Genomic DNA, 18,782 nt, shown 5'->3' with positions numbered 1-18,782 from the left:
CAGGCCTCCTCTCAGTCCCTGTCCCGCAGGTGCTTGCCCCACATGGCCGTGTTGTCGCCCTCGACCTGGCGGTACTGCTCCTCGATCATCGTCAGCTGGTCGATCACGCCGACGAGCTGCGCGCGGTAGAACTTCAGCGCCGCGAGCGCCTTCTCCGAGGTCTGCTCGTTGAACGCCTTCGACGTCTCACTGCTGATCGGGTCGTTCGCCCAGGGCTTCGTGGGCAGGTCGTGGACAGCCGGCTTGATCTTGGCGTCGAACTCGTCGAGCGCGCGCTGGAAGGCGGCCCGAGCCTGCGGAATGGCCTGCGGCTCGACCTTCAGCTTGCGCTGCCCGAACTCCGGCGGCAGCGACGGGCCGCCTCCTCCGTCCGCGAGTTGCACGGCACACCCTCCTCAGTACGGCCCCCCAGTTGGGCCGCGTGTGCTTATGAAACGACTTTAGCTCTGATGCGTGACGCGAGTGACCGGTTCCCGTACAAGGCGCGTAGTTCTACTCGACATCACTTGGTCGCGAGAACAGGTCCGACCGCGTTCGCGAGCTTGGTCGCCTGTTCGCACGCCCCGTCCACTGTGGTCTTGTCCTCTCCGAACCCGCCCACGGCGTTCACCAGCAACAACTGCCCGTCATTGGCATCGACGTAAACATCACAGGCCGGTCCCGCCGCGTTCTCGCGCTTGTCGATGTACGCCGGGTAACCGGCCGCTCGCACGGAGGTGAGCTCGGCCTCGCCGACCGTCTGCTTGAGCCGGTCGACACCGCCGTTGAGCAAGGTGTAGATCGACGACGAGTACGCGGGGGCCTCGTAGTTGTTGCCGCACGTCTTGCTGCCCTCGCCGTAGTCGGCCTGCGGGTCGCGCGGCGTCACGAGGCGGACGCCGAGCGCCGTCTTCACCTCGTCCGTGTAGAGCGAGCACGGGTCGAGCGTCTTGAGGTCGACCGCCTTGGGCCTGTTCATGGCGCGGGAACCGGTGGAGGTCCCGGTCGCCGGGGCGGGGTTGCCCGTCGTGGGCGCTCCGGGTTCCGTCGATGAGCACCCGGTCAGGACCGCTGCCAGCAGAAACGGGACGGCAAGTCGACGCATGCGGGTCAACGTACCGGGTCGCCGGACACGCAGGGTCGCCAAGGGCGCGTCCCGCGTCACCCGGAAGGTGCATTGCCGGTGGCGACAAGAAAAGGAAACCTTCTTTACGGTACCCCGAAGCGCCGCCGCCCCGATGCGTCGAGGAGCGACATGCTGCGCAACCGACCACTGCCGACACTGGTCGTGGCCGCGGTGGGCCTGGCCTTGCTCGTACCAGGCACCTCAGCCACCGCGGGACCCGTGCCCGGCACGGGAGCGGCGTTCACGGTGGCCGCGAGCCCCGGAACGACCTCCACGATCCCCGACTGGCGACTGCAGAGCAGCGCCAAGGCCACGCAGGCCGGTGACGTCATCTCGGGACCGGCCTATCCGGACTCCGGGTGGATGACCGTTCCCGCCCGGTCCACCGTGATGGCCGGCCTGATCGCGAACAACAGGTACCCCGACGTCACCTACTCGCAGAACCTCAAGCAGGTCGACGCGAACGACTTCAAGGTGCCGTGGTGGTACCGCAAGGTCTTCCAGGCCGACCCGCGGCCGGGCGTCAACACCTTCCTCAAGCTCAACGGCGGCGTCATCTCCCGCGGCGAGATCTGGCTGAACGGCACCAGGGTCGCCGGCACGGACACCGTCGTCGGCGCCTACCCGACCCACGAGTTCAACGTCACCGGCCTGCTGCGCAAGGGCGACAACGCGCTCGCGATCAAGGCGTCGCCCGCCGACCCGGCCAAGGACCTGGTGATCCACTTCATCGACTGGTCGCAGCTCCCGCCCGACCGCAACCAGGGCCTGTTCCGCGACGTCGACCTGGTGCAGAGCGGCGCCGTCTCGCTGCGCGGCCTGCACGTGCTGACCGACCTGCCGCTGCCGAACCTCACCAGCGCCACCGTCACCGTGAAGGTCGACGCGCGCAACAACACCGGCAGCGCGGTCACCACGACCGTCGCCGGCAGCGCGGCGGGCCAGAGCTACAGCCGGAACGTCAGCCTCGCCGCGAACGAGACGAAGACCGTCACGTTCACGCTCAACGTCACGAACCCGCAGGTCTGGTGGCCGTTCCAGATGGGCGCGCAGCCGCTGTACGACGCCACGGCGACCTCGACCGTGTCCGGCGTGAAGACCGACGAGCAGGCCACGACGTTCGGCATCCGCGAGGTCACCTCGAAGATGGTCAGCGGCAACGTCCAGTACCAGATCAACGGCAAGCCGATCCTGATCCGCGGCGGCGGCTGGGCCTCCGACCTGTTCCTGCGCACGAACCCGCGCAAGATCGCCGACGAGCTGGCGCTGACGAAGTCCATGGGGCTCAACACGATCCGCCTCGAGGGCAAGCCCGAGAACGACGAGCTCTACGACCTGGCCGACCGCGCGGGCATCCTCGTCATGACCGGCTGGGAGTGCTGCTCGAAGTGGCAGGACACCGGCGGTTTCACCGCGGAGGACAAGAGGGTCGCCGGCGCGTCCGCCGAGGGCGAGGCGAAGCGGATCCGCAACCACCCCAGCGTGTTCACGTTCCTGATCGGCTCCGACGAGGCCCCGGTCGCCGACGTCGAGACGATCTACCTCGACGCGTTGAGGCGCGCCGACTGGCAGACGCCAATCATCACCGCGGCCGCGCGCCGGACCTCACCGCAGCTCGGTGACTCCGGCATGAAGATGGAGGGCCCGTACTGGTGGGAGCCGCCCGTCTACTGGTACGACAACCAGAAGGGCGGTAGCGCGGGCTTCGCGTCGGAGATCGGTCCCGGCCTCGCGATCCCGGAGATGGACGAGCTGAAGAAGTTCCTCAGCCAGTCCGAGATCAACAAGCTGACGGACTACAACGCACAGCAGTACCACCTGTCGCCGTCGGGCAACTTCAGCAAGATCGGCCTGTGGGGCACCGCGCTCGACAACCGGTACGGCAAGCCGTCCACCGTGGACGACTTCGTCAAGAAGGCCCAGCTGCAGCAGTACGAGACGAACCGCGCGCAGTTCGAGGCGTTCGGCCGCGACTTCTCCGACACAGGCGCGAACCAGGCGCAGGGCGTCATCTACTGGATGCAGAACGATCCGTGGCCCAAGCTCTACTGGCACCTCTACAACTACAACCTCGCGACCGCGGGGTCGTACTTCGGCGCCAAGACGGCGAACAGGGCGCTGCACGTGCAGTACTCCTACGACGACAAGTCACTCGCCGTCGTGAACATGGGTCTGCGGGCGCAGCAGGGCCTCAGCGTGCAGGTGACCGTCTTCAACTCTGACGGCACGCAGAAGGCGAACGAGACGCGTCCGGTCCCCGCCAAGGCCAACGGGTCCGCGCGGGTGGGGACCCTGCCGCAGCCGTCCGGCCTGTCCCCGGCGTACTTCGTGCGGCTGCTGCTCAAGGACGCGAGCGGCAAGGTGGTCGACCGCAACGTCTACTGGCTGTCGACGAAGGCCGACACGCTGGACTACAACGGCGGCGACTGGTGGTACACCCCGCAGGCCCAGTACACCGACCTCAAGTCGTTGAGCTCGCTGAAGGCCGGCCAGGTGTCGGTGTCCTCGACGACGACTCCGGGCACCGGCGGCAGGCAGGCCACGCACGTGACGATCAAGAACACCGGCACGTCCGTGGCCTTCTTCCTGCGGGCGTCGCTGCGCAAGGGCCAGGGCGGCGCCGAGGTGCTGCCGGTCGACTGGACCGACAACTACGTCACGTTGTTCCCCGGTGAGACCGAGACGATCCGGGCCGAGTACCGGACGTCCGACCTCGGCGGTGCGCAGCCGGTGGTCGAACTGTCCGGTCACAACGTGTCGAAGCGCTAGCAACCTGGCCCGGCGACGGGCCAGGCCGTGTCGTCAGCGCGCGTAGCGGTTCGCGACGACGTCGGGCCGTTCCACGGGGCGGCCCGCGTCGAGCGACCACGCCAGCCGCACGTACTGCGCGTGCGTCCAGGCGAGCGGGGTGGCCGAGGTGGTGCCCCGGCCGTTCCACACCTGCTCGGGGAGCATGAGGCCGCTGTTCGCGGTGGCCTCGATCTCCCTCAGGCGCTTCGCCGCGGTGGCCCTGTCGCCGAGGAGCAGCTCGTACTCGCCGCGTTCGCCGGTCAGCAACGGCCACAGCCGCCCGTACGTGCGGGTCGGCGTCGGCCAGGTGATGTTCCACGGCCTGCCGTCCGCCGTCTCGCCGTAACCGTCCTGCGTGAACCGGTGCCAGTAGCCCTGCTCCTTCAGCTGCCGGTCCACGACCCGCACGGTGTTCGCGATCACGGGGTCGTCCGCCCGCTTCACGCCCAGCCTGACCAGCTCCAGGAAGCTCGGGTCGACGACCGCGCGCTGGTCGACGTCGGTGGGGTTGTTGTCACCGAGGTCGTACTTCGTCCCCAGGTCGGGCTTTCCGTCCTTGGTGACCCGCAGGTAGTACGGCTTGGGCTCGTACGGGCCGGTCCTGGTCGCCGTCCAGCCCTCCACCTGCCGCTGCCAGGCGTCGGCGGTGGCGAGGTAGGTGTCGGCGTTCTCCCCGTTGCGCCGCAACAGGTCCGCGAAGCACACCAGCCCGGCGACGGCCGAGGCGATCGTGGCGGGCGAGTAGCCGTTCTGGTTCTCCCACCGCTCCTGCTCGCTGAACGGCGCGTTCGGGTAGCCCACCAGGTAGTCGGCCGAACGACGCAGCAGGTCCACTGTGGACTGATCGCGCCGGTCCAGCTGCCAGGCGAGCAGCAGCGGTGCCGCGACCTGGTCGAGCTGGACCTTGGTCCACACCGGGGTGCCGTCCACCCGCGTGTTCTGCGGCAGGTGGCCATCGGGCTGTTGTTGCTCGTGCAGCATGAAGTCCAGCGCCCGCTGGGCGAACCCGCGGTCTCCGGCGGCGATCATGGCCGTGGACACGTGGTAGAGGTCGCGCGGCCAGACCAGCGCGTACGGGCCGAGCTCCGGCGCCAGCGACCGGTCGAACCCGAAGGCCCACGGGAAGCTCGGCGACGCGATCGACGCGCCGGGGTGGGTCTTGTCCTCGGTGGCGGCCAGCACCATCACGGACATGTCGTAGAGCCGCCGGTCAGCGGACTTCGGCCGCTTCAGCCCGTCGAGGTAGGCGCGCCAGCCCTGGGCGTACTCCCGTGCCACCGCACCGAACCCGCGGTCCAGCGCGGTCTTCGCGACGCCCTTGCCGAACCCGACGGCGAAGGTGCCGTGGGCGTGGCGCACCGGGCCCGTCGGCAACGTGCTGGCGATCTCGCCGCCGCCCTTCATCGGCACGTGGTCGATCGACAGGCGGACGGGCCGCTGGGCGGTGATCTCCACCTCGGCCAGCACGGCGGCCCGCCGGGGGTCGGTGACGTAGGTGATCTCGGCGTGCCACCCGTCGCCGCGCAGGCGCTGCCGGAACGTCAGCGACCGGGTGTCGGCGGGTTCGGTGTGGGCCTGACCCGGTTTTCCGTCGACCAGCAACCGGGTCTCGCGGGTCGCGGGCGTGCTGAGGTCCGGGAAGAAGATCTCGGAGAGCCCCTGGTGTCCCAGGGTGAACCACACCGGGCTCTCCGCGGACCTGGCTGTGCCGAACGCCTGTTTGTCCGCGGGCAGGGGAACGACTTCGGCCGCGTGGGCGACCGGGGCCGACATGAGGAGAAGGAGCACGACCAAGGCCAGTGGCTTCATGTCCTGGGTGTTCCCCGGGCAGGAGATCACCACGCGAGGCAGTTACAGGTCTCCGCGCAGCAGGCTGTCGATGTTCTCCGGCGGACCGGGCCGCGCGAAGAACCAGCCCTGGCCCGTGTCGCAGCCCAGCCGCAGCAGCCGGGCTGCCTGAGCAGGCGTTTCCACGCCTTCGGCCGTGACGCCCAACGACAGCGCGTGCGCGAGCTGCACCAGCGTCGCGACGATCTGCGAGTCGACCGGGTCCTCCTCGTTCTCGGCCCGCAGCCCCTCCATGAACGAGCCCGCGATCTTGAGCTCGTGCACGGGCAGGTGCTTGAGGTAGGCCAGGTTCGAGTAGCCCGTGCCGAAGTCGTCGATCGCGATGCGCACACCCATGTCGCACAACGCCCGCAGCGCCTCTAGCGGCTCGTCGGCGGTACCCATGATCGCCGACTCGGTCAGCTCCAGCTGCAGGTGGTGCGGCGGCAGCGCGCACTCGTCGAGGATCCGCTTGACGTCGCGGACCAGCTCGGGGTCGCGGGACTGCCGCACGGCGAGGTTCACCGACACGAACGGCGCCGCGTCGCCGAACTCCTCCAGCCAGCGCCGCGCCTCCTCGCACGCCTTGCGCAGCACCCACCGCCCCAGCGGCACGATCAGGCCGGTCTCCTCGGCGAGCTCGATGAACCGGTCCGGCGCGAGCCGCCCGAACTCCGGGTGCTGCCAGCGGACGAGGGCCTCGACGCCGGTGACCGTCGAGTCCTCCAGCCTCACCAGCGGCTGGTACTCGACGTAGAACTCACCGCGTTCCAGCGCCCTCGGCATGGTGGCGGACAACGTGAACCGCGCGACCTCCTTGGCGTTGCGGTCGGGGTCGTACAACGCCCAGCGCGCCTTGCCGTCCGCCTTCGCCCAGTACAGCGTGATGTCCGCGTCGCGCATGAGGTCCGCCGACGTGGTGCCGGACAGCTGCCGTTCGACGATGCCGATCGACGCCGACACCGACAGCTCGTGCCCGGCGATGCGGATCGGCGCCTCCAGCTCGGTCAGCACCCGGTCCGCCACGTCGACGATGTCCTGCTCGCCCGACGAGCCCTCGACCAGGATGACGAACTCGTCGCCGCCCATGCGCGCGACCAGCTTGCCCTCTCCCGACACGGAGTGGTCGAGCCGCCGGCCGACCTCGACGAGCAGCTGGTCGCCCGTGTCGTGGCCGAGCGAGTCGTTGATGACCTTGAAGCCGTCGAGGTCGAGGTAGCAGAGGCCGGCCCGCTGGTGCTTGCCGCGGTTGTTGAACACGCGCCCGAGCCGTTCGAGGAACAGCGCGCGGTTCGGCAGGCCGGTCAGCGGGTCGTGCAGCGCCTGGTAGCGCAGGCGGTTCTGCAGCAGGTGGCGGTCGGTGACGTCCTCGATCATCGCGACCTGGTACTGCGGCTCGCCGTGGTCGTCGCGCACCAGCGACAACGTCAGGTGCGTCCACACCTGCTCGCCGTCGGCGCGGTGGAAGCGCTTCTCGGCGCGGTAGTGGTCGCACTCGCCCGCGATGAGCTGGTCGTAGAGCCGCCAGACGCTGCCCGCGTCCTCGGGGTGCATGAGGTCGCGCACGTTGTACTGGCGCATCTCCTCGACGCTGAACCCGAGCATGTCCTGCAGGGCCTGGTTGACGTCGAGGATCCGGCCGTCGATGGCCGCGATGCCGATGCCGATCGCGGCCTCGGTGAACATCGCGCGGAACCGGGCCTCCGAGGCCCGCAGCGCCGCCTCCGCCTGGTCGCGGGCGTCCAGTACGGCCGCCCTGATGGCCTCCTGCTCGGCGAGCGTGCGTTCGCGCAGCGCGCGGGCGTACCCGGCGGCCAGCGAGCCCTGCAGGGCCGCCAGGCGGGACCGCAGCCGTTCGTCGCCGGCGACCCCCAGCTCGGACAGCAGGTCGTCGCCGAGCAGCTGGACGGTGCGGCCCAGCGTGTCGGTGCCGGTGAAGTGCGCGTCGACCAGCTTGGAGCCGATCTCGTGACCGGGAGCGGTGCGGAACGGGCTCGCGAAGAGCGCCTCGACGAGCAGCTCGGTGAGGTCCTGGAGGTGCTGCGCGACCTCGGCCCTGGTCATCGGGACGTAGCTGGACCCGATGACGGCGGTCGCCCAGCTGCGCGCGAACGCCTCGGCACCGGCCAGCACGGCCGGCTCCAATGGAGGGCGGTCCTCACGCACTCGCTGGTCAACCCGTTCGGTCATCGTCTCGGCCCTAACGCCACGAACGCGCAGCATACGGTCGGTCGCGGTGCGGAGTCATCTTCACGCCTTCCGGCCTATCGCGGCGAAGCCGGGAAAACGTTTGCCCGATCCCTCCACGTCGTCCGGCGACTCCGGCCGCCACGCGGGCACCCGCACGACACCCGGTTCGACCAGCGAGAACCCCTCGAGCAGGCCGGTGAGCTGCGTCTTGTCGCGCAGGGTTATCGGCGTGACGCTCGAGTCGTAGATCTTCCTGGCCTCGCGCGAGGCGGGCGGCTCCTCGCCTGCCTCGTAGCCGGCGTGGGAGATGGCCAGGAAGCTGCCGGGGGCGAGCCGGTCGCGGTAGCCGGCGATGATGCCCCGCGGGTCCTCCTCGTCCGGCACGAAGTGCAGCAGCGCGATCATCAGGACGGCGATCGGCTCGTCGAAGTCGAGCTGCGCGCCGACCTCCTGCGAGGTCAGCACGCCCTCGAAGTCGCGGACGTCGGCCTGCAGCACGCTGACCCGCCCGTTGCCGTTCAGCAGCGACCGGCTGTGCGCGACGGCGACCGGGTCGATGTCGACGTAGACGACCCTCGCCCCGGCGTCCGCGGACTGCGCGATCTCGTGCACGTTCCCGACGGTCGGGATGCCGGAGCCCAGGTCGAGGAACTGCCGGACGCCCTGGCCGAGCAGGTACCAGACGGCCCTGCGCAGGAGCGCGCGGTGGTTCAGGACCACGCCGCGCAGCTCGGGCATGGCCTCCAGGGTCTTCTGGGCGGCCGCCCGGTCGGCGGCGAAGTTGTGCGCGCCACCCAGCCAGCAGTCGTAGACCCGCGCGACGCTGGGCCGCTCCAGGTCGATGTCACCCGGCGCCCAGTTCGGCCGCTCCACCCGCTCACCCCACCCGCGTTCGGACCGTTCCGGCCCATCATGCACCCGCCACTTGGCAGAATGCCGACCTCGTGAGGAAAAGTTTGCTGCTGTCGACCATCCTCGCCTCGATCGGCGTGTTCGTGCTGGTCGGCGGCGTGTTGCTGCTGGTCGACCCCGGCGCGCCGAAGCACGAGGCGATCAAGACCGGGGGCCTCGCGGGCGGTGCGGTCGTCGCGCTGTACGCGTTGTGGCTGAACGACCGGCGGCGCAAGGTCGAGGAGGCCCGCCAGGAACTCGAGAGCCAGCGCATCGACCACGACAGGTCCCGCGTCGCCGACGAGCGGTTCGCGCGTGCCGTGGAGCTGCTGGGGCACGAGACGGCCCAGGTGCGGGTGGGCGCGATGCACGCGCTGGCCGGCCTGGCGAAGTCGCGGGTCGAGTACACGCAGACCGTCCTCGACATCCTCTGCGCCTACCTGCGCCGCCCGTTCAAGAAGTCGCAGCAGGACGTGGACGCGACGGAGATCGAGCTGGAGGTCCGGCTCACCGCGCAGCGGCTGGTCGAGGACCTGCTGCCGCGCCTCGACGAGAAGGACCCGCCCCTCTACGACCTCAACCTGACCAAGGCGCACCTGGAGTTCATGGACCTGTCGTACCGGCAGGTCGGCGACCTCTACATGCGGGTCGCGCGCTTCGAGGACTCGAACTCCTTCCACCACATGGTGGTCCACGGCCACTTCTACGTCACCGAGGCCGAGGCCAACGGCCGTTTCCACCTGCACCACACGGAGATCCGCGGCAGGGCGTGGTTCAGCCGGTTCCGCTCGCGCGGGGTCGCCGTGTTCACGGAGACGAAGTTCGGGGGCGAGACCAAGTTCACCGGCTCGGAGTGGGCCGAGGTGAAGGCGGACGGCTGTGCGTTCGCGGTGGAAGCCGATCTTCCGGAAGCGTGGAGGAACTGACGTGCGCTGGTTCTTGGCGGTGCTCTCCGCCATGGTGGTCACCGCGGGGACCGGGGTCGCGCTGTGGGTGCTCAAGGCCCCGGCGGTGGAGATCGTGAAGACCGCCGGTGTCGCGGGCGGCGCCGTGGTGGCGGTGTACGCGTTGTGGCTCAACGACCGCAAGCACGTCCTGGAGAGCCAGAAGGTCGCCGACGAACGGTTCGCGCGCTCGGTCGAGATGCTGGGCAACGAGGCCGACCAGGTGCGCGTGGGTGCGATGCACTCGCTGGTGTGGCTGGCGACCTCCACTCCGCGCTACCGGCAGACCGTGCTGGACGTCCTGTGCGCCTACCTGCGCCGGCCGTTCCACCACCTGTCCTGGGACAAGAACGGCGCCGACCCGGACACGGTGGTGCTCGACGAGGCGCCCCAGGACGACCAGCGCGAGCAGCAGGTCCGGCGCACCGCGCAACGGCTGATCCGCGACCTGCTCTCGTGGGGTGACAAGGGGAAGAAGGAGTACTTCGACCTCGACCTGACCGGCGCCGCGCTCGAGTACTTCCAGCTCGACGGCAGGCGGGTCAACAGGTTCACCGCCCGCCGCGCCCAGTTCTACGGCATCACCCAGTTCCGCGGGCTGCACGTCCGCAAGCCCGCGTTGTTCTCCGGCGGGACCTTCCACGGCAGGCTGACCCTCGCGGAGGCGAGGTTCGACGGCGGGCTCGCGTTCTCCGAGGTCACCTTCCAGCGCGAAGTCGACTTCCGCAGCGCGACCGTCGGCACGTTCCTGGCGCTCACCGACCCACCGCCGCCGAAGCAGATCGGTGCGCCGGAGCTGCTGCCCGGCACGGCCATGCGCACCGCGCACGAGGGCTGGGCGCTAGTCGGCGCCCCGGAGCCGCCCCGCCCGCGCCTCGAAGACCAGGTCGAGAAGGACGCCGGCGGCCGCCCCGACGGTGTTCCCGGTGACGACGACCGTTTCCGCGACGGGGACGTCTACGTCGCACCGCAAAGCACGGAAGCGGACCCGGTCGGACTTGAGCTGGAACGACTGCGGGACGAGGGCGACTCCGAGCCCGAAGGCCACGAAGTCAAGAAGTGAGTGCACGTCGTTGACCTCGACGGCGACCCGGCGTTCGACACCGGCGGTGGCGAGGGCGCGGTCTGCTTCGTCGCGCGTGCCCCAGTCGGGGTTGAAGTCGACGAACGACTGGCCGGCCAGCTCGGTCAGCGCAACGGACTCCCTTGACGCGAAGGGACTTCCCGGCGCGCACGCGAGCACGAGCGGCTCACCGGCCACGGTGGACACCCGCAGGTCGTCCGCGATCTTCGGCTGACGCGTGACGAACGCGAGGTCGAGCCGGCCCGCGCGGACGTCCTCGACCAGTTCGGCGTTGCCGGACTGGCGCATCCGCAGTTCTACACCGGGGTGGATCTCGTGGAACCGCGCCAGCACCGCGGGCAGGTGCACCACGTGCAGGCACTGCAGGCTGCCGACGGACAACGTGCCGCGCAGCAGCCCCTGCACCGCGGCGACCGCGTCCTTGGCGGACTCGACGCTGTTCAACGCCCTGCGCGCTTCCGGTAACAGCGCCCGTCCGGCCTCGGTCAGCTCGACCTGGCGGGTGGTGCGCAGGAACAGCGGCGCGCCGAGCTCCACCTCCAACGCGCGGATCGACGCCGACAGGCCCGACTGGGCGACGTGCACGCGTTTCGCCGCCCTGGTGAAGTGGCATTCCTCGGCGACCGCGAGGAAGTACTCGAGCTGTCTGAACTCCACGATTCATCACCCGAGCTGCTGAATGGGATCACATCCTTGCGTTGGACAGCTTAATCAGGAGGGACCAGAGTGGTGGTCATGCAGAAGCGCCGCATCGGAGAAACGGAAGTCAGCGCCATCGGCCTGGGCGGCATGCCCATGTCCGTGCAGGGGAGGCCGGACCGCGCGCGGGCGATCGAGACCATCCACGCCGCGCTGGACGCGGGCGTGACGTTCATCGACACCGCCGACGCCTACTCGCTCGACGACAGCGACTTCGGCCACAACGAGGAGCTGATCGCCGAGGGGCTGAAGGGCCGTCCGGAAGAGGTGTTCGTCGCGACCAAGGGCGGTCACACCCGCGAGCCGGACGGCGGCTGGAGCCTGAACGGACGGCCGGAGTACCTGCGCAAGGCCGTCGACGGGTCGTTGCGCCGGCTCGGCGTCGACCAGATCTTCCTGTACCAGTTCCACCGGCCGGACCCGAAGACGCCGATCGCCGAGTCGGTCGGGGTGCTGGCCGAGCTGCTGGACAGCGGCAAGATCCGCTACGCCGGCGTCTCGAACTTCAACCCCGAGGAGATCGTGCAGGCCAACGAGATCCTCGGTGGACGGCTCTCGGCCGTGCAGAACCAGTTCTCGCCGTCGTTCCGGTCGAGCGAGCCCGAGCTGGAGCTGTGCGACAAGCTCGGCGTCGCGTTCCTGCCGTGGAGCCCGTTCGGCGGCATCGGCAAGGCGGGCTCGCTGGCCGGTCCGTTCAAGGAGGTCGGTGACGCGCACGGCGTGAGCGCCCACCAGGTCTGCCTCGCGTGGATGCTCGCGAAGTCCGAGGTGGTGGTACCCATTCCGGGTGCTTCCCGGCCGGCCAGCATCACGGATTCCGCCACCGCCACCCACGTGGAGTTGACCGCCGAGGAGCTGGCCCGCCTGGACGGGTGACCTCGGTGGCGGATTGCGACGAATGGTCGCACGATCTAGTCCATGCGGACCTTGATCAGCATTGTCGTGATCGTCACCGGCCTGACACCGGCACCCGCGTCCGCGGAGCCCTCACCCGAGGGCTCCGCGGACCACACGGCGGGTTCTCAGATCCGCGAGCACGAGGGCACAGGTGGTCTTCGAACAGCAGAGGACTCACCGCCCACAGACGGCAAGGTGCCCGGGATGGACGTCAGCAGCCACCAGGGCGACGTCGACTGGAAGTCGGCCTGGGACAAGGGCGCGAGGTTCGCCTACGTGAAGGCCACCGAGGGCACGCACTACCGGAACCCGAAGTACTCGCAGCAGTACGACGGCTCCCGCACCGTCGGCATGATCCGCGGCGCGTACCACTTCGCGCTGCCCGACCGCGCGACCGGTGCGGCGCAGGCGAACTTCTTCGTCGACAACGGTGGCGGCTGGACGCCCGACGGCTGGACGCTGCCGCCCGCGCTGGACGTGGAGTACAACCCGTACGGCGAAATCTGCTACGACATGGACCAGGCGGCGATGACCGCGTGGGTGAAGTCGTTCAGCGACACGGTTTTCGCACGCACGAAGCGCCATCCCGTCATCTACACGTCCACGAACTGGTGGAACAAGTGCGTCGGCGGCTCGGTGGAGTTCGGCGTCAACAATCCACTGTGGATCGCGCACTACTCGTCGAAGCTCGGGCCGTTGCCGGTCGGGTTCGACTTCCACACCATCTGGCAGTGGCGGGCGGCCGGGCACTTCCCCGGTGACCAGAACCTGTTCAACGGCGGCTTCGACCAGCTCCGGCGCATCGCCGCGAGCTGAGAAGGGCCCCGCCGGCGCGCGACGAGGCCCTTCTCGTGTCGTTCGTGCTCAGTCGAAGAGCGCCGGGAGGGTGCCCTCCCAGGCTTCGCGGAGCTCGTCGAGCGGGAGCTGACCGAGGTCCTGGATCTCCAGGGCGTTCGACTCCGGGTCGACGACGCCGACCTTGCGCCACGGCAGTGCGCGCGCGGTGCACATGTCGGTGAAGCGCTGCTCCTCGGTCCGCGGCACGGCGACCAGCACGCGACCGGCGGACTCGCTGAACAGCTCGGTGAACAGGTCGCCGTCGAGGAAGACCCGCGCACCCGTCTCACCGATCAGGCACGTCTCGACCAGCGCCTGGGCCAGGCCGCCCTCGGCGAGGTCGTGCGCGGCGGAGACCATGCCGTCGCGGGACCCCGCGACGAGGACCTCGCCGAGCAGTTTCTCGCGCTGCAGGTCGGCCTTCGGCGGCAGACCGCCGAGGTGGCCGTGGACGACGTGCGCCCACTCCGACCCGCCGAACTCGTCGCGCGTCTCACCGAGCAGCAGCAGCGTCTCGCCGGCCTCGGCCCCGATCCCGGTGGGGATGCGGCGCCGCACGTCGTCGATCACGCCCAGCACGCCCACGACCGGCGTCGGCAGGATCGCCGTGGAACCGGTCTGGTTGTAGAAGCTGACGTTGCCGCCCGTCACCGGGATGCCGAGCTCCGCGCAGCCGTCCGCGAGGCCCTTCACGGCCTGCTCGAACTGCCACATGACCGCCGGGTCCTCCGGCGAGCCGAAGTTGAGGCAGTTCGTGACGGCGACCGGCGTGGCACCGGTGGCGCTCACGTTGCGGTAGGCCTCGGCCAGCGCCAGCTTCGCGCCCTCGTACGGGTCGAGCTTGGTGTAACGGCCGTTGCAGTCCGTCGAGAGAGCGACACCGCGGTGCGTCTCGTCGCCGATCCGGATCATGCCGGAGTCGCTGGGCTGAGCGAGGACCGTGCCACCGCGGACGTAGCGGTCGTACTGCTGGGTGACCCACCGCTTGGAGGCCAGGTTGGGACTGGCCGCCTGGGACTTGATCAGCTCGAGCAGCTCGTCGCGGCCCGGCTTCCGCAGGCTGTCCGGCGTGTTCGCCTGCAGCTCGTCCTGGTCGGCGGGACGCTGGATCGGCCGGTTGTAGACGGGGCCCTCGTGGGCGACGGTGCGCGGCGGCACGTCGACGACGACCTCGTCGTGGTAGGTGATGACCAGGCGGTCGCCTTCCGTCACCTCACCGATCTCGGTGGCGATGACGTCCCACTTCCGGCAGACCTCCATGAACGCGTCGACGTTGGCCGGCTCGACCACCGCGCACATGCGTTCCTGGGACTCGCTGGAGAGGATCTCCGCCGGGGTCATGCCCGTGGCCCGCAGCGGCACCCGCTCGAGCCAGACGTGCATGCCGCCGTCACCCGCGGACGCCAGCTCGCTCGTCGCGCAGGACAGGCCCGCGCCGCCGAGGTCCTGGATGCCGACGACGATGCCCTTCTCGAAGAGCTCGAGCGAGCACTCGATCAGCACCTTCTCGGTGAACGGGTCGCCGACCTGCACCGAGGGCAGCTTCTTTCGCTTGCCCGCGGAGTCGTCGAACGTCTCGCTCGCCAGCACGCTGACGCCACCGATGCCGTCGAGGCCGGTGCGCGCGCCGTAGAGGATGACCTTGTTTCCGGCACCCGACGCGTGCGCGAGGTGCAGGTCCTCGACCTTCATCGCGCCGACGCACAGCGCGTTGACCAGCGGGTTGCCCTGGTACGACTCGTCGAACACAACCTCGCCGCCGATGTTCGGCAGGCCAAGGCAGTTCCCGTAGCCGCCGACACCCGCGACGATGCCGGGGAGGACCCTGCGCGTGTCCGGCGCGTCCGGCTTGCCGAAGCGCAGCGGGTCCATGACGGCGAGCGGCCGCGCACCCATCGCGAGGATGTCGCGCACGATGCCGCCGACACCCGTCGCCGCACCCTGGTAGGGCTCGACGTACGACGGGTGGTTGTGGCTCTCGACCTTGAACGTGACGGCCCAGCCGTCACCGATGTCGACGACGCCCGCGTTCTCGCCGATGCCCGCGAGCATCTTGGAGCGCATCTCGTCGGTCGTGGTCTCGCCGAAGTACTTGAGGTGCACCTTGGACGACTTGTAGGAGCAGTGCTCGCTCCACATGACCGAGTACATGGCGAGCTCGGCGTCCGTCGGCCTGCGGCCGAGGATCTCCTTGATGCGCGCGTACTCGTCGTCCTTCAGGCCCAGCTCCTTGTAGGGCTGCTCCTGGTCGGGCGTGCTCTCGGCGTTCTTGACGGTGTCCACTGTCATGCCTTCACCACCGAGTCGAGCAGGGACAGGAACATCCCGAGGCCGTCGTCCGTCGGACCCGTGAGCGCGTCGATCGCGTGCTCCGGGTGCGGCATGAGGCCGACGACGTTGCCCCTGGCGTTGGTGATGCCCGCGATGTTGTCGCGGCTGCCGTTGGGGTTCTCGCCGACGTACCGGAAGACGACCCTGCCCTCGCCCTCGAGCTCCTTCAGGGTCTCCTCGTTGGCCTGGTAACCGCCCTCGCCGGACTTCAGCGGCACGAGGATCTCGGCGCCGAGGTCGTAGCGGGTGGTCCAGGCGGTGCTGTTGTTCTCGACCTTGAGCCACTGGTCGCGGCACACGAAGTGCAGCTTGTGGTTGCGGACGAGCGCACCGGGCAGCAGGTGGGCCTCGGCGAGGATCTGGAAGCCGTTGCAGATGCCCAGCACGGGCATCCCCTTGTTCGCGGCCTCGATCACCTCCTGCATGACCGGCGCGAACCGGGCGATGGCACCACAGCGCAGGTAGTCGCCGTAGGAGAACCCACCGGGAACGATGACCGCGTCAACGCCCTTCAGGTCGTGGTCGCCGTGCCAGAGCGGCACGGCCTCCCCGTCGGCATACCGGACGGCGCGCTGTGCGTCCACGTCGTCGAGCGTGCCGGGGAAGGTGATGACACCGACCCTCATGCCTCGACCCTGCGCACGGTCCAGTCCTCGATGACGGGATTGGCGAGGAAGGTCTCAGCGATCTTGGCGAGCGTGGCGTCGTCGACGTCGTCGGCGACCTCCAGCTCGAAGTGCTTGCCCTGGCGGACGGCGGTGATGCCGTCGAAACCGAGGCGCGGCAGCGCGTTCGCCACCGCCTGGCCTTGCGGGTCGAGAATTTCGGGCTTCGGCATGACGTCGACGACGACTCGGGCCACGACAGACTGCTCCCGGGTTTGGAGGGGGCTGGCGGTACCCGGAGAGCCTACCTGACCTGGGTGTTCATCAACTCGACAGGTGTGCGGGGGCACATCTTCACCCGGTTTCACCATCGGGTGAACCAGCTTGTCCTGGCTGTACCGTTGATACAGTTGAGTTCGCCGAGGCCCCGTAGGCCGAGGAAGTGTGCCCAGCCAACGTCCGGACGGTCGGCGGCTGGGTACTGCGCTGTTCGGGGCAATTCGAGTCGACGAACGCTTCAACGACGCCGATCTTCGCGGATCCGCGGCACCAGACCCGACGTCCGCGATCCGTAGAAGCTCGTCGGCCGTGCTCCGCGCTTTTCCAGGGCGTGTCAAAACCAGCTATTTCGCCGAAAGCGAGACCGGTGGCACCGGGCCGGGATCGGACGGATGCTGGGGATCATGAAGATCCTGGTGCTCGGCGGAACCGTGTTCCTCAGCAAGGCCATCACGGCGGAGGCCGTCCGCCGGGGCCACGACGTGGTCTGCGCGGCCAGAGGCGCGTCCGGCGGCGTCCCGGAAGGCGCGCGACTGATCGCCGTCGACCGGAACAAGTCCGGCGCCTTCGACCAGCTCGCCGGTGAGCAGTTCGACGCCGTCATCGACGTGTCCAAGTACTCGGTGAACTGGGTGCGCGACGCGCTGGAGGCGTTCGGGCGGACGACACCGCATTGGACGTTCGTGTCCAGCATCTCGGTCTACGCGGACCACGGGACCAACGAGCTGCTGCCGCCGCTCGAGGACGACCCGGCCGAGGAGTTCACGGCCGAGCGGTACGGCAGCGTCAAGGTGGCCAGCGAGAACGCGGTCCGCGAGGCCGTCGGGGGCAAGGAGTTCATCGTCCGCGCCGGGCTCATCACCGGGCCCGGCGACCCGAGCGACCGGTTCGGGTACTGGCCGGCTCGGCTCAGCAGGGGTGGCAGGGTCGTCGTGCCGGACAGTCCTGACCTGGGGTTCCAGCACATCGACGTGCGCGACCTGGCCCAGTGGATCGTGTTCGCCGCCGAGGAGCGCGTCACGGGCACGTACGACTCGACCGGGCCCGTCATGCCGTTCCAGATGGCCATCGGCGAGATCGCGGGGGCCACGGCGCCGCCGGGGACGCAGCTCGTTCCGGTCAGGGAAGAGGTGCTGAAGGAGCTGGAGATCAACCCGTGGGCCGGGCCGCGGTCGTTGCCGCTGTGGCTGCCGCTGGAGTGGGCCGGGATGGTCGGACGCGATGTCAGCCAGGCACTCGCCGCCGGGCTCAGGCCGAGGCCGCTGGCCGAGACCGCGCTCGACTCGCTGGAGTACGAGCGCGGCCTCGGGCTGGACCGGCCCCGGAAGGCGGGGCTCACGCCGGAGGAGGAGCAGGAGATCCTTACAGCAGCGAGCTGATCTGCGCCGCGACCAGGTCGATGCGCACGCCCTGGTTCGGGCAGCCGCCGAAGTGGTGGAGCCCGATCACCTTGTGCGTGCGCCTCGACAGGACCGGTGAGCCGGACGAGCCGCCTTCGGTGTCGCACATGTAGCTGATGTCGGACTGCGAGACGTTGCCGTTGACGCGCACCGCTCGCACGATGCAGTAGCCGCTGCCGTTGTTGGTGTCGCGCAGCGACAGCTTCTTGAGCTTTCCGGCCGGGTGGCCGATGACGTACATCTCTTCACCCACGGCCGGAACGCGCGCGTCCAGCTCGAGGTAGCCGAACGAGCTGATGGCCGCGAAGTTGTTCACGGTGAAGAGGGTGTAGTCGAGCGGTGCGTCGGTCTTCAGGACCTGGGCCGCCAGCACCTTGGTGACGGTGGCCGAGGCCGTGCCGCCGCAGGTCGGGCACTGGTAGTTGAACCAGACCTCGATGCCGCTGACGCTGGTGAAGCAGTGGTTGTTGGTCAGCATGCGGTTGTTCGGGCCGACGCGCCACGCCGTGCAGAGCGAGCTGCCGTTGCGCAGCAGCTTCGCGACGGACGCCGTCTTGCCGAACTCGGTCGGGTTGCTCGACTGGTAGCAGACCGCGTCCTTGTAGTCGTTCGTGCCGCAGATGCTCCGCACGGACGGCTGCGAGGACATCTCGGCCTCGGTGTAGCCGCGGGTGAGCTTGTCGATCCGGACGCGCGACAGCGGGTTCGTCACCGAGACCAGGGCGCGGTCTCCCGTGATCGACATGGCCCAGAAGCCGGTGGCGTCGGGCGTGGCCGTCAGGGAAGAACGCAGGTCACGCGTGTACGTGTACTTCTCGGTGCCATCGGGGTTCGACACCGTGAGCACGTCACCGGGCAGAATTCGCAAATCGGTGAAATGCAGCTTCACATAACCGGACCCCG

Annotated in this window: 15 protein-coding genes and 1 pseudogene; 6 read left to right on the top strand and 10 right to left on the bottom strand. The window is 69.3% G+C overall.

Going from position 1 to position 18,782, the window contains the following annotated elements; all coding sequences use genetic code 11:
- Positions 1–11 precede the first annotated feature (11 nt).
- Entirely contained in the window at positions 12–383 is a 372-nt protein-coding gene (locus VM306_RS25385; RefSeq protein WP_325519377.1) for a transcriptional regulator, read from the bottom strand.
- 119 nt (positions 384–502) lie between these two features.
- The gene (locus tag VM306_RS25380; RefSeq protein WP_325519375.1) at positions 503–1,084 is read right to left on the bottom strand and encodes a DUF3558 domain-containing protein; all 582 of its coding nucleotides are present in this window, start codon (positions 1,082–1,084) and stop codon (positions 503–505) included.
- Between the two features lie 150 nt (positions 1,085–1,234).
- Between VM306_RS25380 and VM306_RS25375 the strand changes: the two genes are divergently transcribed.
- The gene (locus VM306_RS25375; RefSeq protein ID WP_325519373.1) at positions 1,235–3,874 is read left to right on the top strand and encodes a glycosyl hydrolase 2 galactose-binding domain-containing protein; all 2,640 of its coding nucleotides are present in this window, start codon (positions 1,235–1,237) and stop codon (positions 3,872–3,874) included.
- A 33-nt stretch (positions 3,875–3,907) separates the two neighbouring features.
- Here the strand turns inward: VM306_RS25375 and VM306_RS25370 are convergent, their stop codons facing one another.
- From VM306_RS25370 to VM306_RS25360, 3 genes are read right to left on the bottom strand one after another with little or no spacing between them, the layout of a single operon-like run.
- Positions 3,908–5,704 (bottom strand): glycoside hydrolase family 15 protein, encoded by a 1,797-nt coding sequence (locus VM306_RS25370; protein WP_325519371.1) that lies wholly within the window; start codon positions 5,702–5,704, stop codon positions 3,908–3,910.
- A gap of 42 nt (positions 5,705–5,746) precedes the next feature.
- Positions 5,747–7,912 (bottom strand): putative bifunctional diguanylate cyclase/phosphodiesterase, encoded by a 2,166-nt coding sequence (locus VM306_RS25365; protein WP_325519369.1) that lies wholly within the window; start codon positions 7,910–7,912, stop codon positions 5,747–5,749.
- 60 nt (positions 7,913–7,972) lie between these two features.
- Positions 7,973–8,785 (bottom strand): SAM-dependent methyltransferase, encoded by an 813-nt coding sequence (locus VM306_RS25360; RefSeq protein WP_325519367.1) that lies wholly within the window; start codon positions 8,783–8,785, stop codon positions 7,973–7,975.
- A 71-nt stretch (positions 8,786–8,856) separates the two neighbouring features.
- On the opposite strand from VM306_RS25360, the gene VM306_RS25355 reads away from it, so the two are divergent.
- Complete coding sequence (locus VM306_RS25355; protein WP_325519365.1) at positions 8,857–9,729, top strand: pentapeptide repeat-containing protein; 873 nt, start codon at positions 8,857–8,859, stop codon at positions 9,727–9,729.
- Between the two features lie 31 nt (positions 9,730–9,760).
- Positions 9,761–10,438: pseudogene (locus VM306_RS41440) on the top strand (pentapeptide repeat-containing protein); the annotation flags it as partial.
- Positions 10,439–10,588: 150 nt separating this feature from the next.
- Here the strand turns inward: VM306_RS41440 and VM306_RS25345 are convergent.
- Positions 10,589–11,488: a LysR family transcriptional regulator gene (locus tag VM306_RS25345; protein WP_414672447.1), complete on the bottom strand. Its 900-nt coding sequence runs from the start codon at positions 11,486–11,488 to the stop codon at positions 10,589–10,591.
- A 78-nt stretch (positions 11,489–11,566) separates the two neighbouring features.
- Here VM306_RS25345 and VM306_RS25340 point away from each other — a divergent pair, with 78 nt between their 5' ends.
- Positions 11,567–12,406 carry an aldo/keto reductase gene (locus tag VM306_RS25340; protein ID WP_325519361.1) on the top strand — a complete coding sequence of 280 codons (840 nt, stop codon included), beginning with the start codon at positions 11,567–11,569 and terminating at the stop codon, positions 12,404–12,406.
- 42 nt (positions 12,407–12,448) lie between these two features.
- Complete coding sequence (locus VM306_RS25335) at positions 12,449–13,243, top strand: lysozyme (protein WP_325519359.1); 795 nt, start codon at positions 12,449–12,451, stop codon at positions 13,241–13,243.
- A 48-nt stretch (positions 13,244–13,291) separates the two neighbouring features.
- Here the strand turns inward: VM306_RS25335 and purL are convergent, their stop codons facing one another.
- Genes purL through purS form a run of 3 tightly spaced genes read right to left on the bottom strand, consistent with a single transcriptional unit; the run spans position 13,292 to position 16,457 of the window.
- Positions 13,292–15,553, bottom strand: a complete 2,262-nt coding sequence (purL, locus tag VM306_RS25330; RefSeq protein ID WP_325519357.1) for a phosphoribosylformylglycinamidine synthase subunit PurL — start codon at positions 15,551–15,553, stop codon at positions 13,292–13,294.
- The gene (gene purQ / locus VM306_RS25325; protein ID WP_325519354.1) at positions 15,550–16,221 is read right to left on the bottom strand and encodes a phosphoribosylformylglycinamidine synthase subunit PurQ; all 672 of its coding nucleotides are present in this window, start codon (positions 16,219–16,221) and stop codon (positions 15,550–15,552) included. Before purQ ends, purL begins: the two co-directional genes overlap by 4 nt.
- Positions 16,218–16,457: a phosphoribosylformylglycinamidine synthase subunit PurS gene (purS, locus tag VM306_RS25320; RefSeq protein ID WP_030465889.1), complete on the bottom strand. Its 240-nt coding sequence runs from the start codon at positions 16,455–16,457 to the stop codon at positions 16,218–16,220. Before purS ends, purQ begins: the two co-directional genes overlap by 4 nt.
- 426 nt (positions 16,458–16,883) lie before the next feature.
- On the opposite strand from purS, the gene VM306_RS25315 reads away from it, so the two are divergent.
- The gene (locus VM306_RS25315; protein WP_325519352.1) at positions 16,884–17,858 is read left to right on the top strand and encodes an NAD-dependent epimerase/dehydratase family protein; all 975 of its coding nucleotides are present in this window, start codon (positions 16,884–16,886) and stop codon (positions 17,856–17,858) included.
- Here VM306_RS25315 and VM306_RS25310 read toward each other — a convergent pair.
- Positions 17,842–18,768 carry a serine protease gene (locus VM306_RS25310; RefSeq protein WP_325519350.1) on the bottom strand — a complete coding sequence of 309 codons (927 nt, stop codon included), beginning with the start codon at positions 18,766–18,768 and terminating at the stop codon, positions 17,842–17,844. The two genes, VM306_RS25315 and VM306_RS25310, sit on opposite strands and share 17 nt — an antisense overlap.
- Positions 18,769–18,782: the final 14 nt, after the last annotated feature.

Origin of the sequence: Lentzea sp., assembly GCF_035525475.1 — a bacterium.
In the GTDB taxonomy this organism is placed as follows: domain Bacteria; phylum Actinomycetota; class Actinomycetes; order Mycobacteriales; family Pseudonocardiaceae; genus Lentzea.
The sequence above is the reverse complement of the archived record's forward strand: the minus strand, read 5'-3'. Positions and strand labels throughout refer to the sequence as shown.

Bases quoted from the DNA above. Each gene is read 5' to 3' on its own strand.
- VM306_RS25375 (WP_325519373.1), top strand. From the start codon at position 1,235: ATGCTGCGCAACCGACCACTGCCGACACTGGTCGTGGCCGCGGTGGGC.
- VM306_RS25370 (WP_325519371.1), bottom strand. From the start codon at position 5,704: ATGAAGCCACTGGCCTTGGTCGTGCTCCTTCTCCTCATGTCGGCCCCG.
- purL (WP_325519357.1), bottom strand. From the start codon at position 15,553: ATGACAGTGGACACCGTCAAGAACGCCGAGAGCACGCCCGACCAGGAG.
- VM306_RS25335 (WP_325519359.1), top strand. From the start codon at position 12,449: ATGCGGACCTTGATCAGCATTGTCGTGATCGTCACCGGCCTGACACCG.
- purQ (WP_325519354.1), bottom strand. From the start codon at position 16,221: ATGAGGGTCGGTGTCATCACCTTCCCCGGCACGCTCGACGACGTGGAC.
- VM306_RS25380 (WP_325519375.1), bottom strand. From the start codon at position 1,084: ATGCGTCGACTTGCCGTCCCGTTTCTGCTGGCAGCGGTCCTGACCGGG.
- VM306_RS25340 (WP_325519361.1), top strand. From the start codon at position 11,567: ATGCAGAAGCGCCGCATCGGAGAAACGGAAGTCAGCGCCATCGGCCTG.
- VM306_RS25315 (WP_325519352.1), top strand. From the start codon at position 16,884: ATGAAGATCCTGGTGCTCGGCGGAACCGTGTTCCTCAGCAAGGCCATC.
- VM306_RS25365 (WP_325519369.1), bottom strand. From the start codon at position 7,912: ATGACCGAACGGGTTGACCAGCGAGTGCGTGAGGACCGCCCTCCATTG.